At 38.8% G+C, this 14,249-nt stretch carries 15 protein-coding genes and 1 tRNA gene; 3 read left to right on the top strand and 13 right to left on the bottom strand.

What is annotated here, in order from left to right; all coding sequences use genetic code 11:
• Positions 1–75: 75 nt before the first annotated feature.
• On the top strand, positions 76–1,302 hold the full coding sequence (locus tag AC1M9M_RS07050; RefSeq protein WP_035265512.1) for a pyridoxal phosphate-dependent aminotransferase: 1,227 nt from the start codon (positions 76–78) through the stop codon (positions 1,300–1,302).
• Positions 1,303–1,806: 504 nt separating this feature from the next.
• Here AC1M9M_RS07050 and AC1M9M_RS07045 read toward each other — a convergent pair.
• Positions 1,807–2,250 carry a hypothetical protein gene (locus AC1M9M_RS07045; RefSeq protein WP_481595975.1) on the bottom strand — a complete coding sequence of 148 codons (444 nt, stop codon included), beginning with the start codon at positions 2,248–2,250 and terminating at the stop codon, positions 1,807–1,809.
• 239 nt (positions 2,251–2,489) lie between these two features.
• On the opposite strand from AC1M9M_RS07045, the gene AC1M9M_RS07040 reads away from it, so the two are divergent.
• Positions 2,490–2,565, top strand: a tRNA-Asn gene (locus AC1M9M_RS07040).
• Positions 2,566–2,652: 87 nt separating this feature from the next.
• Here AC1M9M_RS07040 and AC1M9M_RS07035 read toward each other — a convergent pair.
• The 11 genes from AC1M9M_RS07035 to AC1M9M_RS06985 all read right to left on the bottom strand — a co-directional run bounded on the left by AC1M9M_RS07035 (position 2,653) and on the right by AC1M9M_RS06985 (position 11,909).
• Positions 2,653–3,306 carry a MiaE family protein gene (locus AC1M9M_RS07035; RefSeq protein WP_481591422.1) on the bottom strand — a complete coding sequence of 218 codons (654 nt, stop codon included), beginning with the start codon at positions 3,304–3,306 and terminating at the stop codon, positions 2,653–2,655.
• A 14-nt stretch (positions 3,307–3,320) separates the two neighbouring features.
• Positions 3,321–4,046: a pyridoxine 5'-phosphate synthase gene (gene pdxJ, locus AC1M9M_RS07030; RefSeq protein WP_481591421.1), complete on the bottom strand. Its 726-nt coding sequence runs from the start codon at positions 4,044–4,046 to the stop codon at positions 3,321–3,323.
• Positions 4,047–4,055: 9 nt separating this feature from the next.
• Positions 4,056–4,769, bottom strand: a complete 714-nt coding sequence (recO, locus tag AC1M9M_RS07025; RefSeq protein WP_481595974.1) for a DNA repair protein RecO — start codon at positions 4,767–4,769, stop codon at positions 4,056–4,058.
• Positions 4,770–4,781: 12 nt separating this feature from the next.
• Entirely contained in the window at positions 4,782–4,973 is a 192-nt protein-coding gene (locus tag AC1M9M_RS07020) for an NF038104 family lipoprotein (protein ID WP_481595973.1), read from the bottom strand.
• Between the two features lie 26 nt (positions 4,974–4,999).
• Complete coding sequence (gene era, locus AC1M9M_RS07015; protein WP_035267178.1) at positions 5,000–6,028, bottom strand: GTPase Era; 1,029 nt, start codon at positions 6,026–6,028, stop codon at positions 5,000–5,002.
• On the bottom strand, positions 6,025–6,726 hold the full coding sequence (gene rnc, locus AC1M9M_RS07010) for a ribonuclease III (protein ID WP_035267179.1): 702 nt from the start codon (positions 6,724–6,726) through the stop codon (positions 6,025–6,027). Before rnc ends, era begins: the two co-directional genes overlap by 4 nt.
• The gene (locus tag AC1M9M_RS07005) at positions 6,698–7,072 is read right to left on the bottom strand and encodes a DUF4845 domain-containing protein (RefSeq protein ID WP_035267180.1); all 375 of its coding nucleotides are present in this window, start codon (positions 7,070–7,072) and stop codon (positions 6,698–6,700) included. The genes rnc and AC1M9M_RS07005 overlap by 29 nt, the downstream gene beginning before the upstream one ends.
• Positions 7,073–7,097: 25 nt before the next feature.
• Positions 7,098–7,952, bottom strand: a complete 855-nt coding sequence (lepB, locus tag AC1M9M_RS07000; protein WP_481591419.1) for a signal peptidase I — start codon at positions 7,950–7,952, stop codon at positions 7,098–7,100.
• Between the two features lie 16 nt (positions 7,953–7,968).
• Positions 7,969–9,786 (bottom strand): translation elongation factor 4, encoded by a 1,818-nt coding sequence (lepA, locus tag AC1M9M_RS06995; protein ID WP_035267184.1) that lies wholly within the window; start codon positions 9,784–9,786, stop codon positions 7,969–7,971.
• 163 nt (positions 9,787–9,949) lie between these two features.
• Positions 9,950–10,411: an acyl-CoA thioesterase gene (locus AC1M9M_RS06990; RefSeq protein WP_481595972.1), complete on the bottom strand. Its 462-nt coding sequence runs from the start codon at positions 10,409–10,411 to the stop codon at positions 9,950–9,952.
• Positions 10,412–10,523: 112 nt separating this feature from the next.
• Positions 10,524–11,909: a Do family serine endopeptidase gene (locus tag AC1M9M_RS06985; RefSeq protein ID WP_481595971.1), complete on the bottom strand. Its 1,386-nt coding sequence runs from the start codon at positions 11,907–11,909 to the stop codon at positions 10,524–10,526.
• A 233-nt stretch (positions 11,910–12,142) separates the two neighbouring features.
• Here AC1M9M_RS06985 and nadB point away from each other — a divergent pair, with 233 nt between their 5' ends.
• Positions 12,143–13,774 carry an L-aspartate oxidase gene (gene nadB, locus AC1M9M_RS06980; RefSeq protein WP_481595970.1) on the top strand — a complete coding sequence of 544 codons (1,632 nt, stop codon included), beginning with the start codon at positions 12,143–12,145 and terminating at the stop codon, positions 13,772–13,774.
• Between the two features lie 36 nt (positions 13,775–13,810).
• Here the strand turns inward: nadB and AC1M9M_RS06975 are convergent, their stop codons facing one another.
• A complete protein-coding gene (locus tag AC1M9M_RS06975; RefSeq protein WP_481595969.1) occupies positions 13,811–14,230 on the bottom strand; it encodes a PaaI family thioesterase in 420 nt (139 codons plus the stop codon).
• Between the last annotated feature and the right edge of the window lie 19 nt (positions 14,231–14,249).

Raw genomic sequence — 14,249 nt, 5'->3', positions numbered from 1 at the left:
GACGACTAAAACATTCAATTTAAGCTAAGATAGTGTGCTTTTTATTTTTTAATCCCTATAAGAAGGAATACTGCCGTGGACGTACGTCTCTCTGATCGTGTCAATGCCATCAAACCGTCCCCAACGCTTGCTGTGACCAATAAAGCTGCAGAACTTAAAGCTGCTGGTAAAAACGTTATTGGTTTAGGTGCAGGCGAACCGGATTTCGATACACCACAACACATCAAAGATGCAGCAATTGCAGCGATTAACAACGGTTTTACTAAATACACCGCAGTTGACGGTACGCCAGGTCTTAAAAAAGCAATTATCGCTAAATTAAAACGTGATAATAACCTTGATTATGCTGCTAACCAGATTCTCGTTTCTTGTGGCGGTAAGCAATCATTCTTTAACCTTGCGCTTGCATTGTTAAATAAAGGCGATGAAGTAATCATCCCTGCTCCATTCTGGGTAAGCTATCCAGATATGGTGATCATTGCAGAAGGTGTGCCAGTTATTGTTAAATGTGGTGAAGAACAACGTTTCAAAATCACACCAGCTCAATTAGAAGCTGCAATTACTGATAAGACTCGCCTAGTTGTTTTAAACAGCCCTTCTAACCCAACAGGTATGATTTATACCAAAGAAGAATTAGAAGCATTAGCTGAAGTTCTTCGTAAATATCCTGAAGTATATGTTGCTTCTGATGATATGTACGAACCAATTCGTTGGGACGACGAGTTTTATAACATTGCTACAGTTGCACCAGATCTTTACGATCGCGTAATCGTTCTCAACGGTGTATCTAAAGCATATGCAATGACAGGTTGGCGTATCGGCTATGCAGCAGGTCCTGCTAAATTAATCGGCGCAATGAAGAAAATTCAATCACAATCTACTTCTAACCCAACTTCAATTTCGCAAGTTGCGGCAGAAGCTGCATTGAATGGTCCTCAAGATGTACTTAAACCAATGATTGAAGCTTTCAAACGCCGTCATGATTTAGTTGTTAATGGCTTGAATGATATCAAAGGCATTACATGCTTACCTGCTGACGGTGCATTCTATGCTTATGCAAACATTCGTCCATTGATCCGTGCAAAAGGTTTAAAATCTTGCACAGAATTCTCTGCATGGTTATTGGAAGAAACTGGTGTTGCGGTTGTTCCTGGTGATGCATTCGGTTTAGGCGGTTATATGCGTATTTCATATGCAACAGCAGATGAAGTATTGGTTGATGCGCTTGCACGTATCAAAAAAGCAGCTGACTCAATCGAAGGCGTAGATGCAGCAATTGCTTCTATCGCAGCTGAAAAATAATCTGATAAATTAATCAGATCAAAAACCCGCGATTTTCGCGGGTTTTTTTTGCTTAAATCTAAACCCCTTCATGCACCTACATAACCCAATACTCAACATAAAACCTTTTGGTTAATACGATCGTTCACTGAATCGAACAAAGTGTGCTTTTAGGATTGGATAAACGTCGGAGGTTTTTTTAAAGCTATCCAAACATGATCCATCAGTGATCCAAATAGAATATTGAAAATATTGAAATTTAAACACTATTCATAGTATCGATAGCTCAATCTGAAACATCATATTTATCACTGAAAATCCCATTTATAGATATGCTTTGCACCATCATATAGAAGATAAAACCGATCTAAGCAACCACAATATAGGATTTAATTAATAAAAAAAACTTCTAGAAACACCAATTCACCCTACTAAATTAAAGATAAAATAACACAAGCTAAGTTTGACTATGTTTTAAAGAAACAATTTATTCAACAATTTCAGATTTGACTTGTGAAAATTTGCCTAAACTGCAAGCTGTTTATTAAACAAGTGCTTTGAAGGACGAGAACAACTTAAGCATTCAACATAATATTTGAGTGGTGACTTTAATAAAATCTCGCTCACCGCATTCGACTCATTTACCCAAGCAAACGATTTATTCGTGCCAAGAATGGCATTCCCTTTTATGGAGTAGATATAGAGTTTATTTAAGTTAGGTGTTAAGTCATTTGCTGCCAAATATTGTTCAAGCGTGCATGATTGATCGTAATCAACAGACCATTTTTCAGAAAACCACAGCTGTAATAGCTCACCCAAAACCAGATGATGTTTTTTAAAAGGAAATACATCAATTACCGCGCCCTCTACTTCAATGAAATAAGAACTAGGCGAATTTAAGATAGACAGGTAATTTTGTTTATAAAATTCAAGATTAGAAAAGATCTGAGAAATGGTAAGCGTATTCATTCGCTTTCTCCTATTTTAGCCATTTAGTGCTGGCAAGTTGGTATAAATCCACACTGCTTAAAACTCTGTTTCAAGCGCTCTGTTGTTAAATAAATCTAACAAGCTCATTCTAAATTGGCAAGTAAATTTAAAAAAAACATTTTATTTGAGCAAATAAACAACATGCGGCTCAAAAGTGACAATTGTATGGCAATTTACACTTGACCCAATCTTAAATCCCCTTATAATCGCATTCAGATTCTCCAATAGCTCAGTCGGTAGAGCGACGGACTGTTAATCCGCAGGTCCCTGGTTCGAGCCCAGGTTGGAGAGCCAAATACTAAAAAGCCCAAGCATTTAAGACTTGGGCTTTTTTTTATGCCAAAAAAATCCCCCATTTGGGAGGATTTTCTCAACCATATTTTAAGCTGCTTTTACTGGAACTCCACTGTGAAAACGGAAGGTTTCATCAGGTGTTAAGATGAGTTGCTTTTCAACTTCACGAATGTGCTCTATACGACTTTGAATATCCTCCTCAGGATCTTTCAATTTCGCAGTCTTAGCCACATCTAGAGCTAGAGCCAAATAATCCTCGTAATGGCGTGATTCAGATTTTAATAAGTAGCGATAATAGCGCCCTAATTCCTCATCGACTCTAGGCGCTAATGCATAAAAACGTTCACATGAGCGTGCTTCCACAAACGCACCAATAATTAAAACATCAATCAACGCTTCTGGTTCATACGTTCGAATTTCTTTGCGTAAGCCACCCGCATAACGCCCAGCACTTAAACCAACCCATTGCTGCCCGCGCTTATTCATAAACTCTAAAACCTGCTCATAATGCAGCATTTCCTCACGCACTAATTGAGCGAGCTTGACTTGTAAATCTACAAAAAAGCTGTATCTAAACATGAGATTCATGGCTGTACTGGCTGCTTTCTTTTCACAGTTTGCATGATCTTGCATCAAAATATCAAGATTATTTACAGCCTCATCTAACCAAGCTTGTGGAGTTTCACAACCAAGGAAGCCTATGACAGGCTTCATTAATTCATCATAATCAATATTTGACATAGTACTCATCAGTCTTATCGTGCAGCTTTAATTGCTACTTTCATATCTTGAACTGCTTGCGTAAGTCCTTTAAAAACAGCATCGGCAATCAGAGCATGTCCAATATTCAATTCGTGTATTTGAGGAATTGCTGCAATAGGAGCAACATTGTCAAGATTGAGTCCATGTCCAGCATTTACAACTAAGCCTTTAGCAGCAGCGTATTCTGCTCCACGGATAATACGTTGTAACTCTACCTGCTGTGCTTCTTCTGTTTCAGCATCTGCATAAGCACCTGTATGAATCTCAATAGTTGGCGCACCACAGGCAATTGCAGCATCAATTTGTTCAATATCAGCATCGATAAATAACGATACATCACATCCAATCGCTGCTAATTCCTGTGTAGCAGACTTAACAGCCTCAAAATTACCAACAACATCTAAGCCACCTTCGGTCGTGACTTCTTGACGCTTTTCAGGCACAAAACACACGTGATGCGGCTTTATTTCTTTAGCAAATGCCACCATCTCATCTGTCACTGCCATTTCAAGGTTCATGCGTGTTTTAAGTACAGGGCGCATGCGACGGACATCATCATCATGAATATGACGACGATCCTCACGTAAATGTAATGTAATGCCTTCAGCCCCTGCCTCTTCACAAATTAGTGCTGCCTGTACTGGATCCGGGTAGCGTGTGCCTCGAGCCTGTCTTAGAGTTGCAACATGATCAATGTTCACACCAAGCAATGCAGCCATAACATTTTCCTAATTTGATTTTGATTGAGCGTTTTGAATCCACAATTGACGACTTTTTAGTGGGCGATCACCCAATAATGAAGTAATCATTTGACGATATAATTTATTCAGTAATTGTAACTGTTCAGCATTGAAATCTGTACCATTTTCATAATTTAACATGCTTCGAATTTGCTCACCTGTCAGTGTAGCGGCACTTGAATACTGAACTGGTATGAAGCCTTCGTTTAATTGAAATTGATATTTTTGTGAAGTTAAAATTTCATTTTGGTGTGCGTCTATCGAGTAATCAATCGCATAACCAAGCTCTTCTAGAAGTACGTATTCAAATTGACGAAGAATTTGCTTCAAGAATTCGTTAGGATTTGAATGTTGAGCTAATTTTTGTAAACTTTCTAATGTCTTGTGGTACTGTGCAAAAGTATCTGGCATTGCCTCTTCTAATGGGCATAATCTCAATAAGATTTCATTTAAATAAAATCCTGAAAAGAATGCATCACCATGAAAAAAAATGGGATGATTAACAATTTCTAATTTTGTGAAATTTTTTAATTCAGACTTTCCTGTCGCTTGAAGTGCGATAGGCTGATACTGCGGTGGTGGAGGTTGTCTTAGTATGCCGTCAACTCGTCCATACTCTTCAGTGAATAAATGGACAATATGACTCCGCTCTCGATACTTTCGATGATGGATTAAGTATCCATGCAAAAGTTCATTTCGCATCGACTAATCTTATTATTTATCTTTCTTTAGTTCTTCTTCTTCATCATCATTACCATCGGGAATAACGGCCCCAACTACTGCTGCAGTACCTTTGACGACTCCTTTGGTGGTTTTATACGCAACTTTTACAGGAACTGTGACAACTTTATGAATGCAACCTTGTAAAACCAAAGCACATACAATTATCGCAACCATCTTCATCATCATCAGCTCCTATAACCGTTTAATCCTTAGATATCACTATACCCTAGGCTTTTTAATGCACGCTCATCATCAGACCAACCGCCTTTGACTTTAACCCAAAGGGTGAGCATGATCTTTTCTTCGAACATTTTTTCCATATCAGCACGTGCATCCATACCAATTTTTTTCAACTTTGATCCTTTTTCACCGATGACAATCGCTTTTTGCCCAGGGCGATCAACAAAAATCGTAGCATCAATATAGGTACAAGCAGGCTTCATACGACCAGTTTTCTCATTTAAAGTCGCTTCTTCTGTTTTAAACGATTCAATTTGAACCGTTAAATCATATGGAAGCTCTTCACCCAGTTGACGCATGATTTTTTCACGAATAATTTCAGAAGCTAAGAAGCGTTCAGAACGATCTGTGAGTTGATCTAGTGCATACAATGGTGGTTGAAACGGTAAGTATTTTTCGATCGTATCTCGAAGATGATCAAGGTTAGCGCCACGCAATGCCGATACCGGAACGATCTCAGCAAAATTCATTAATTTAGTACGTTCTTGAATTAGTGGTAATGCCTGATTTTTATTCTCAAATGTGTCCAATTTATTAATGACCAAGATGACAGGCATTTCGGCATTTTTGAGCTTCTCAAGGACTAATTCATCATTTTGAGTCCATTTGTCAGCGTCTACAACAAATAGTACAAGATTTACATCACGCAAGGCTGAATGAGCTGCACGATTCATCATTTTATTGATAGCACGGACTTCTTTCTTATGCATTCCAGGGGTGTCAACAAATACTGCCTGAGATTTCTCACGCGTATCAATACCCACAATCTTGTGTCGAGTTGTTTGAGGCTTACGTGACGTAATCGAAAGCTTCTGACCCAAAATATGGTTCATTAATGTAGATTTACCTACATTCGGACGACCTACAATTGCTACAAAGCCACTTTTGTAGTCTGAGGGAATTGTAGTACCTTGAGAACTAAAAAATTGATTAATTAAATCATTGCCGCTGTCTTGCGACTCGTGATCAGCATCGATGTGATCGGAATGAGTAGTCATGAAGACTTTTGCTCCAAAAATTTTAAAATTTCCGCCGCTACTGCTTGCTCAGCAAAACGACGACTTGAACCCTCACCCATACATTTTGGCAAGCCTTCAACCATACACTCCACTTTAAAATGTTGGTTTGGTGCATCACCCTGAATATCAACAACCTCATACACTGGGAGAGGTTTTTTACGAGCTTGAAGATACTCTTGTAAACGGGACTTAGGATCTTTCAATTGATCTGTTGGTTCAATATGATCTAAATAAGGTTCATACCATTTCAACACAATTGATTCTAACAACTTTAAATCTTGGCTATCAGTATAGATTGCACCAATAATCGCTTCGACTGTGTCAGCGAGTATCGACTCTCTATGATGACCACCAGATTTTAATTCACCAGTACTGAGTATTAAACTCTGACTAAGTTTCAAATCTGTTGCAATTTTGCCTAACGCTTCTTGTCGAACCAAAGTAGCTCGCATACGCGTCAGACGACCTTCGTTTTCATGTGGATAAGCATGATAAAGGTAATTGGCAATAATCATTCCTAACAATGAATCGCCTAGAAACTCTAGGCGTTCATAGTTATGTTTATGGCTAACCGATCGGTGTGTCAATGCAAGTTGAAGTAATTCAATTTTCTTAAACTGATAACCGATGCGACTCAGTAAGCGAGAATCACTTACTTTGAACTGACCTTTGATCAAAACTTTTCTCGAATGTGAGGACTAAATCAATATTAAATAAGAATGGCTTTCTTACTTCATATTTCTTTGTCACTTGTAAACCTTGTTTAGATTTGACAGTCGCAATATCTTTAAACTCAATGTCACGGATATTGTTCATGCTAAATTTCTGCCCCATTGTTGAAGCAAACTGTTGTGGTGTTGTCGCCTTTGAGCTGATTGCAACTTGCTCTTCAATCAATTGATTGATTAGTCGGTCATCCCAATAAGGCTGCCACAATGCTACGAGCACTTTAAGTCCAAATGCCGCAACAATTACCCCTAATAAAATCGCTGTATACGATGCACCACGTTGAGTGTTACGCATTTTTTATTATCCATATATTTGAAGATTACTGAATTTGACCATTACGACTGAATGATGGCAATTTCAAACCAGCTTCTTTATGCATCCATACATAAATTGCTTGTCCTGTTAAATTTGCCTCAGGTACGAATCCCCAGATTCGACTATCAGCACTCTGATCACGGTTGTCACCCATGGCAAAGTAATATCCTTTCGGAACAGTTACTTCCCAGCTTTGACCATTTGTTCTTACAAAGCGATCATTCGCAGTGGCAACATAAGGAAGATCTTGTTTGGTTTGTGCATAATTAAAATGCGCAATAATCGGGTTTTGACCTTCCAAATTACGAACCAAATACTTATGATCACCTAAAGTTTCATAATGATAAATTGAATTTGGCGTGTCTGAAACATCTTTTTCACGATTAAATTCAGTCGATTCCGTTACAACTTTTTCACCATTGATGGTTAATTGATTATTCTCAAAAACGATATGATCACCAGGTAAACCAATAATACGCTTAATATAGCTAATTGATGGGTTTGGTGGATATCTAAATACCGCCACATCACCACGTTCAGGCTCATTGACATTCAACACTTTGGTGTTGCTAATCGGTAAACGAACACCATATTGATATTTGTTCACCAAGATATAATCACCTGTTTCCAATGCCGGAACCATGGATTCAGATGGAATATTATAAGGTTCAAAGAAGAATGAACGCAGCACTAACACAACTGCAAGTACAGGCCAAAAATCATATGCCCATGTAATAATGAAATTTTCATTCCCTTTTCCTTTGGTTGCTCTTTGTTTGAGCACCAATTTATCCAGCAACCACAATCCAAAAAAGATTAGGGTTGCAGGTACGAGAATGAGGTTAAAATCAAAATCCATGGGATATTCCTTGTTGTTATCGCTCTACTTTTAACACAGCTAAGAAAGCTTCTTGTGGGATTTCTACACTACCCACCTGCTTCATACGTTTCTTACCTTCTTTCTGTTTAGCGAGAAGTTTCTTCTTACGTGAAACGTCACCACCATAACATTTTGCCAATACGTTCTTACGCATTGCTTTTACTGTTGAACGCGCGATAATTTGAGCACCAATCGCAGCTTGAATCGCCACATCAAACATTTGACGAGGAATCAAATCTTTCATTTTTTCTACAAGTGCAATACCACGATGACGCGCATCTTGACGGTGACAAATCATTGCCAATGCATCAACTTTTTCACCATTGATCAAGACATCTACTTTTACAAGAGAAGAAGACTCAAAACGGATGAAGTTATAATCTAATGATGCAAAACCACGTGAACATGATTTCAATTTATCAAAGAAATCCATCACGACTTCAGCCATTGGTATCTCAAATGTAATGGCTACTTGGTTTGCCATAAACTTCATATCTTTTTGAACACCACGTCGCTCAACACACAACGTCATTACATTGCCAAGATATTCTTGTGGCACAAGGATATTACATTCTGCGATCGGCTCACGAAGGTCTTCTACAGTAGATCCATCTGGCATTTTTGATGGACTGTCGATATAAACTGTCTCACCACTCTTCATGACAGCTTCGTAAATTACAGTCGGTGCCGATGAAATCAGGTCTAGATCATATTCACGCTCTAAACGCTCTTGAACAATCTCCATGTGCAGCATACCCAAGAAACCGCAACGGAAACCAAATCCTAATGCATCTGAACTTTCAGGTTCAAAGAATAATGCTGAATCGTTAATTTGCAGTTTTTGTAATGCTTCACGGAAAGGTTCAAATTCACTCGAATCAATTGGAAATAAACCAGCATATACCTGTGGTTTAACTTTTTTGAACCCAGGTAAAGTTTCTACTTCCGGCGTTGTAGCAAGTGTAATCGTATCACCAACTGGCGCACCAAAAATATCTTTGATACCAGCAATCACAAAGCCGACTTCACCTGCTTCTAAAATATCAGTTTCTGTATGTTTAGGATTGAAAATACCGACAGAGGTAATGATGTGCGTTTGACCTGTTGATTTCATCAACATTTTATCGCCTTTACGCACACGACCTTGCTTAATACGAACTAAGGATACAACACCTAGATAGTTGTCAAACCATGAGTCAATAATTAAAGCTTGAAGCGGCGCTTCACGGTCACCCGTCGGAGCAGGAATGGTATTCACAAGTGTTTCTAAAACACCTTCGATTCCTAATCCAGTTTTAGCTGAACACGTAGGTGCTTCAGTTGCTTCAATTCCGATAATGTCTTCAATTTCTTGAATAACACGCTCTGGTTCAGCTTGAGGTAAATCAATTTTATTAAGTACTGGAAGAACCTCAAGACCTTGCTCAATAGCTGTATAACAGTTTGCAACTGACTGAGCTTCAACACCCTGAGCTGCGTCAACAACTAAAAGTGCACCTTCACAAGCAGCAAGCGAGCGCGAAACCTCATATGAGAAGTCAACGTGCCCAGGTGTATCAATAAAGTTCAGTTGATATTCTTCGCCATTTGGGTGTGTATAATAAAGCGTCACAGATGCAGCTTTAATGGTAATCCCGCGCTCACGCTCAAGCTCCATTGAGTCTAGAACTTGCGCTTGCATTTCGCGATCTTGCAAACCACCACAGGTCTGAATAAAACGGTCAGCTAAAGTTGACTTCCCGTGATCAATGTGAGCAATGATCGAAAAGTTACGTATATTTTTGATATTTACGGATTTTTTAGCTTGCGCCATGGGTTACCTTGAACAATAAATTGCGCTATGCATGAAATAAAAACTACATAGCAAAAGCTGTTTAACAAATTGCGGACGATTATAGCAGATGGATTTTTCAAAGTATTCATAATAATGAACACCATGTGGTGAAATATTTAATTCGTCCGACTCAAGCAATTCTTTAGTTAGCGGGTAAAGAATAATCTTGAGTGAAATCCAAAGGATTTAATACCTCAGAAATAGGCTGATAAGCTTGAGTAAATGTTGGCGATAATCGTTTAGGTCTGCCTGTCGCAATCTCTACACAGGCCCATTTGGTATTTCCCACAAATAATAATGATTGGTCTGAAGGTCTAAAAAAAGCGTACTGACGGAATGAATACATCGCATTCAAATCATTAAGCCAAGTTCTTAAAATAATTTCATCATTTTCAAAACACGCCTTTCTGTAATTCATGTGATGCTCAACAGCAACCATGGCATGTTTGAGTTCTAGATATTGCTCAACCCCCAAACCCAATTGTTCAATATGTGCTGTTGCAACATCTTGCATCCATTTTACATACACCACATTATTCACATGACCTAAAATATCAATGTCTTGTGCTGTTGCTTTTATTTTAAGGTCAAAGATTGTACTCACTGTATTCCCTTGTATTGCGTATTCATCATCAACATTCGAAAAGATTTTAGTATAATTTTAGGGTTAAATAAAAAAGACCTTGCTATCGCAAGGCCTTTTATTCAATTCATGTTTACTTGATTCTTAATCCGATCATGGCATTTCGCCCTTCACGGATGATACCCACTCGTGCAACTGTATTCGTTTTAAGATTAGCCACCGCTTCCACAAAATCTTGTGTTGTACTTACATTCTTACCATTAATCGAGGTGATCACATCACCAGCCATAATACGAGATTGTGCCGCCAAACCTCCGCGTACAACCTCTTGAATGTAGACACCACCTTTAACACCAAGGCGTGTTTTTTCAACAGGTGCAAGTTCGCGTATCGCAACACCTAATGTAGGTCCACGTTTTTTAGCTTCACTTACATTTTGCGCTTGTGCTGGTGTTTCATCTGGTGCTGATGCAAGTGTTGCTGAAATCGTACGTACACGTTCATCGCGCAAGATTTCTAGCTGAATTTTTTGATTTGGCTGTGTTCTATTTAAGTAATTTAATAGCTCACTCGTTCTTGAAATTGCAGTTCCGTTGTATTTCAAAATAATATCATTTTGCTTTAAGCCAGCGCGCTCTGCTGGGGAATTTGGCGCAATTTCTGTGATTAAAGCACCTTCAGGTTTCGGTAACTTATAAGCTTCTGCAAGGTTACGATCAATTTCTTGTAAATGAACACCAAGATATGAGCGACTGACTTTACCATTTTTCTTTAATTGATCCGCCACATCCATCGCCACATCGATTGGAATGGAGAAAGACAATCCCATATATCCGCCAGTACCACTGAAAATACGAGAGTTCACACCAATCACTTGACCTTGTTGATTAAACAATGGCCCGCCAGAGTTACCAGGGTTTAGCGCGACATCAGTTTGAATAAACGGAACTGATGTTTCACCCAACATATTTCTTGATTTGGCACTGACAATCCCCGCAGATGCCGAGTATTCAAAACCAAACGGTGAGCCAATGGCAAGAACAGGTTCTCCAACTCTTAATTGGTCGATATTCCCAGTCGAAAGTGCTGGGTAGTTCGTACCTTCAACTTTCAGTAATGCCACATCAGTACGTTCATCACTACCAATAACTTTGGCATCAATCTCGCGACGATCATTTAACATGATGGTGATTTGTGAAGCATTTTCTACAACATGATGATTGGTAATCAGGTAACCATCACGGCTAATAAAAAATGCACTTCCAAAACCCGTTTTCTCTTGAGGAGCTTGGCGCTGTGGAATAATAATTTGATTGCCGAAGAATCGTTTCAGTAGTTCAGGTACTTGTTGTTGAAGAATTTCTTCTTGTGTCATTTTCTTAACAACATTCACGCTGACGACACCCGAACTTACTCGCTCTACAAGATTTGAAAAGTCAACAGTAGCCGCCGCTTGAGTTTGCACTGCCGCAGTAAAGACTGCAGCAAAAAGCCCTGATGCTATAACGCGATTTTTCATGTTAAGTGAACTCTCATTTATGATTCTTGGATAAAATAATTTTTAGCACAATCAAAATTCTCTGTGCGTAAATAAATGTTTCTATATTAATAGAAAACAATACTTTACTTAAAATATGATTAAAAACTAATAGTTCAAGTGCATAAAAAAAAATTTGATCAATCAAACTCTTGAATTTTGCTTTAAAAAAGAGCCATATTAACGCACTTTTAAAATTCAGTTTGCGAATGGAAATGCCGAAAAATACAAGTGCGTATCAATTTGATGTGATTATTGTGGGCAGTGGCGGTGCGGGTTTAAGTCTAGCACTCTCATTACCTGATCATTTTAATATCGCAGTGTTAGCAAAATCTCATTTGAAAGATGCCAGCACGTATTATGCACAAGGAGGCGTTGCAGCTGTTCTTGATGAGGCTGATTCTATTCAACAACATATTGATGACACGCTCATTGCAGGTGCTTATCTCTGTGAAAAACAAGCTGTTCAACACACGGTTGAAGGAGGAAAACCCTCTGTTGATTTTTTACTGAAACAAGGTGTTAAATTCACACTAGATGATGAAGATAACTTGCATCTCACACGTGAAGGTGGGCATTCTCAGCGCCGCATTATTCATTCCGCAGATGCAACAGGGAAAGCAATTTCAACCACTTTAGTTGAACGGGCACAAGAAAAAAACAATATTCACATCTTTGAAAATTACATTGCGATTGACCTCATTACAGCGCATAAGTTAGGTCATTTGAATCAGGAAAATCGTGCTTTGGGCTTATATGCTTTAGATGAGCAAACCGAGCAAGTGCATACTTTCTTAGCACCTTTTACTGCACTGGCATGTGGCGGTGCCATGAAAGCATATTTATATACCTCTAACCCTGATATCGCTACAGGCGATGGTATTGCAATGGCATATCGTGCTGGATGCCGCGTAGCCAATATGGAATTTAATCAATTCCACCCAACCTGCTTATATCATCCTCAAGCACGTTCCTTCTTAATTACTGAGGCAATGCGTGGTGAAGGCGCTTATCTTCGTTTACCTGATGGCGAACGCTTCATGCTCCGTTTCGATGAACGTGCTGAGTTAGCACCACGCGATATTGTAGCTCGAGCTATCGACTACGAAATTAAAAGATTGGGTATACGACATGTATGGCTAGATATTACCCACAAATCTCCTGAGTTCATTAAAGAGCACTTCCCTACGTTGTATGCTCGCCTACTCGAGCTGGGTATTGATATTACCAAAGATATGATCCCAGTTGTGCCAGCAGCGCACTACACCTGTGGTGGTGTAGTAGTAGATGAACATAGTCAAACGGACATTCAAGGTCTATATGCGATTGGTGAGACGTCTTATACGGGTTTACATGGCGCTAACCGTATGGCAAGTAACTCACTTTTAGAATGTTTTGTATATGGTATGAGTGCAGCAAAGCATATTCAAGATCAACATCAAAATATTATAGATCACTATGAAGTCCCTGAATGGGATGCTTCTCAAGTCATGAATCCTGATGAAGACGTTGTCATTTTGCAAAACTGGGATGAGTTACGTCAGACCATGTGGAACTATGTAGGTATTGTACGAACGACCAAACGTTTAGAACGTGCATTACATCGCGTTGAAATGCTGAAACATGAAATCACCGAATATTATCAAGATTATCATGTCAGTAAAAATCTAATTGAGCTACGTAACCTTGTACTCGTTTCTGAGATGATTATTCGTTGTGCGATGCAAAGAAAAGAATCACGCGGATTACATTATACCTTGGACTATCCTGAGCCTTCGCAAGAATTACGAAAAACCGTACTCACCCCACCAAATTTTGAAGTGGAAACACCTTTAGTTGAGGTTTAAGTTCAAAATAAAAAAAGCGAGTTCATACTCGCTTTTTTATGCCCTTTTGGGAGGAATTGAGTAAGTTCCAGTAACGTGAGCTATCGGCTCATCATTCCCAACAGAGTACAAGTAAACCTCTCCGACAACTAGAGTTTTGCCAACTTTCATTAATTTACAAACACCTTTGATGTCACAACCACCTTTCGGTTTTTTAAGAAAGTTTATATTCATATTGGTCGTCACTGTAAGACCTACAATACCAATTTCTCCCAGTATTGCGATATACAATCCATAATCGGCTGCTGTCATCATGGTCGGACCTGAAACTGTCCCTCCAGGTCTTAAATCATTTTCATCAACATGATAAATGACTGTAGCACCACGTGGCTCTACTGACACTATTTCACATTTTTGGAGACTTTGTGGAAATTCGGTTTGTAGGAATTTGAATATTTCTTCTTTATTACTGATCATATTGAGTCTAATCGTTTTT

This window comes from Acinetobacter sp. ANC_7503 (assembly GCF_056780035.1).
The sequence above is the reverse complement of the archived record's forward strand: the minus strand, read 5'-3'. Positions and strand labels throughout refer to the sequence as shown.

Excerpts from the sequence above, each read along its gene's own strand:
- AC1M9M_RS07045 (WP_481595975.1), bottom strand. The coding sequence starts at position 2,250 with ATGAATACGCTTACCATTTCTCAGATCTTTTCTAATCTTGAATTTTAT.
- AC1M9M_RS07035 (WP_481591422.1), bottom strand. The coding sequence starts at position 3,306 with ATGTCAAATATTGATTATGATGAATTAATGAAGCCTGTCATAGGCTTC.
- pdxJ (WP_481591421.1), bottom strand. The coding sequence starts at position 4,046 with ATGGCTGCATTGCTTGGTGTGAACATTGATCATGTTGCAACTCTAAGA.
- recO (WP_481595974.1), bottom strand. The coding sequence starts at position 4,769 with ATGCGAAATGAACTTTTGCATGGATACTTAATCCATCATCGAAAGTAT.
- AC1M9M_RS07020 (WP_481595973.1), bottom strand. The coding sequence starts at position 4,973 with ATGATGAAGATGGTTGCGATAATTGTATGTGCTTTGGTTTTACAAGGT.
- era (WP_035267178.1), bottom strand. The coding sequence starts at position 6,028 with ATGACTACTCATTCCGATCACATCGATGCTGATCACGAGTCGCAAGAC.
- AC1M9M_RS07005 (WP_035267180.1), bottom strand. The coding sequence starts at position 7,072 with ATGCGTAACACTCAACGTGGTGCATCGTATACAGCGATTTTATTAGGG.
- lepB (WP_481591419.1), bottom strand. The coding sequence starts at position 7,952 with ATGGATTTTGATTTTAACCTCATTCTCGTACCTGCAACCCTAATCTTT.
- lepA (WP_035267184.1), bottom strand. The coding sequence starts at position 9,786 with ATGGCGCAAGCTAAAAAATCCGTAAATATCAAAAATATACGTAACTTT.
- AC1M9M_RS06985 (WP_481595971.1), bottom strand. The coding sequence starts at position 11,909 with ATGAAAAATCGCGTTATAGCATCAGGGCTTTTTGCTGCAGTCTTTACT.
- nadB (WP_481595970.1), top strand. The coding sequence starts at position 12,143 with ATGCCGAAAAATACAAGTGCGTATCAATTTGATGTGATTATTGTGGGC.
- AC1M9M_RS06975 (WP_481595969.1), bottom strand. The coding sequence starts at position 14,230 with ATGATCAGTAATAAAGAAGAAATATTCAAATTCCTACAAACCGAATTT.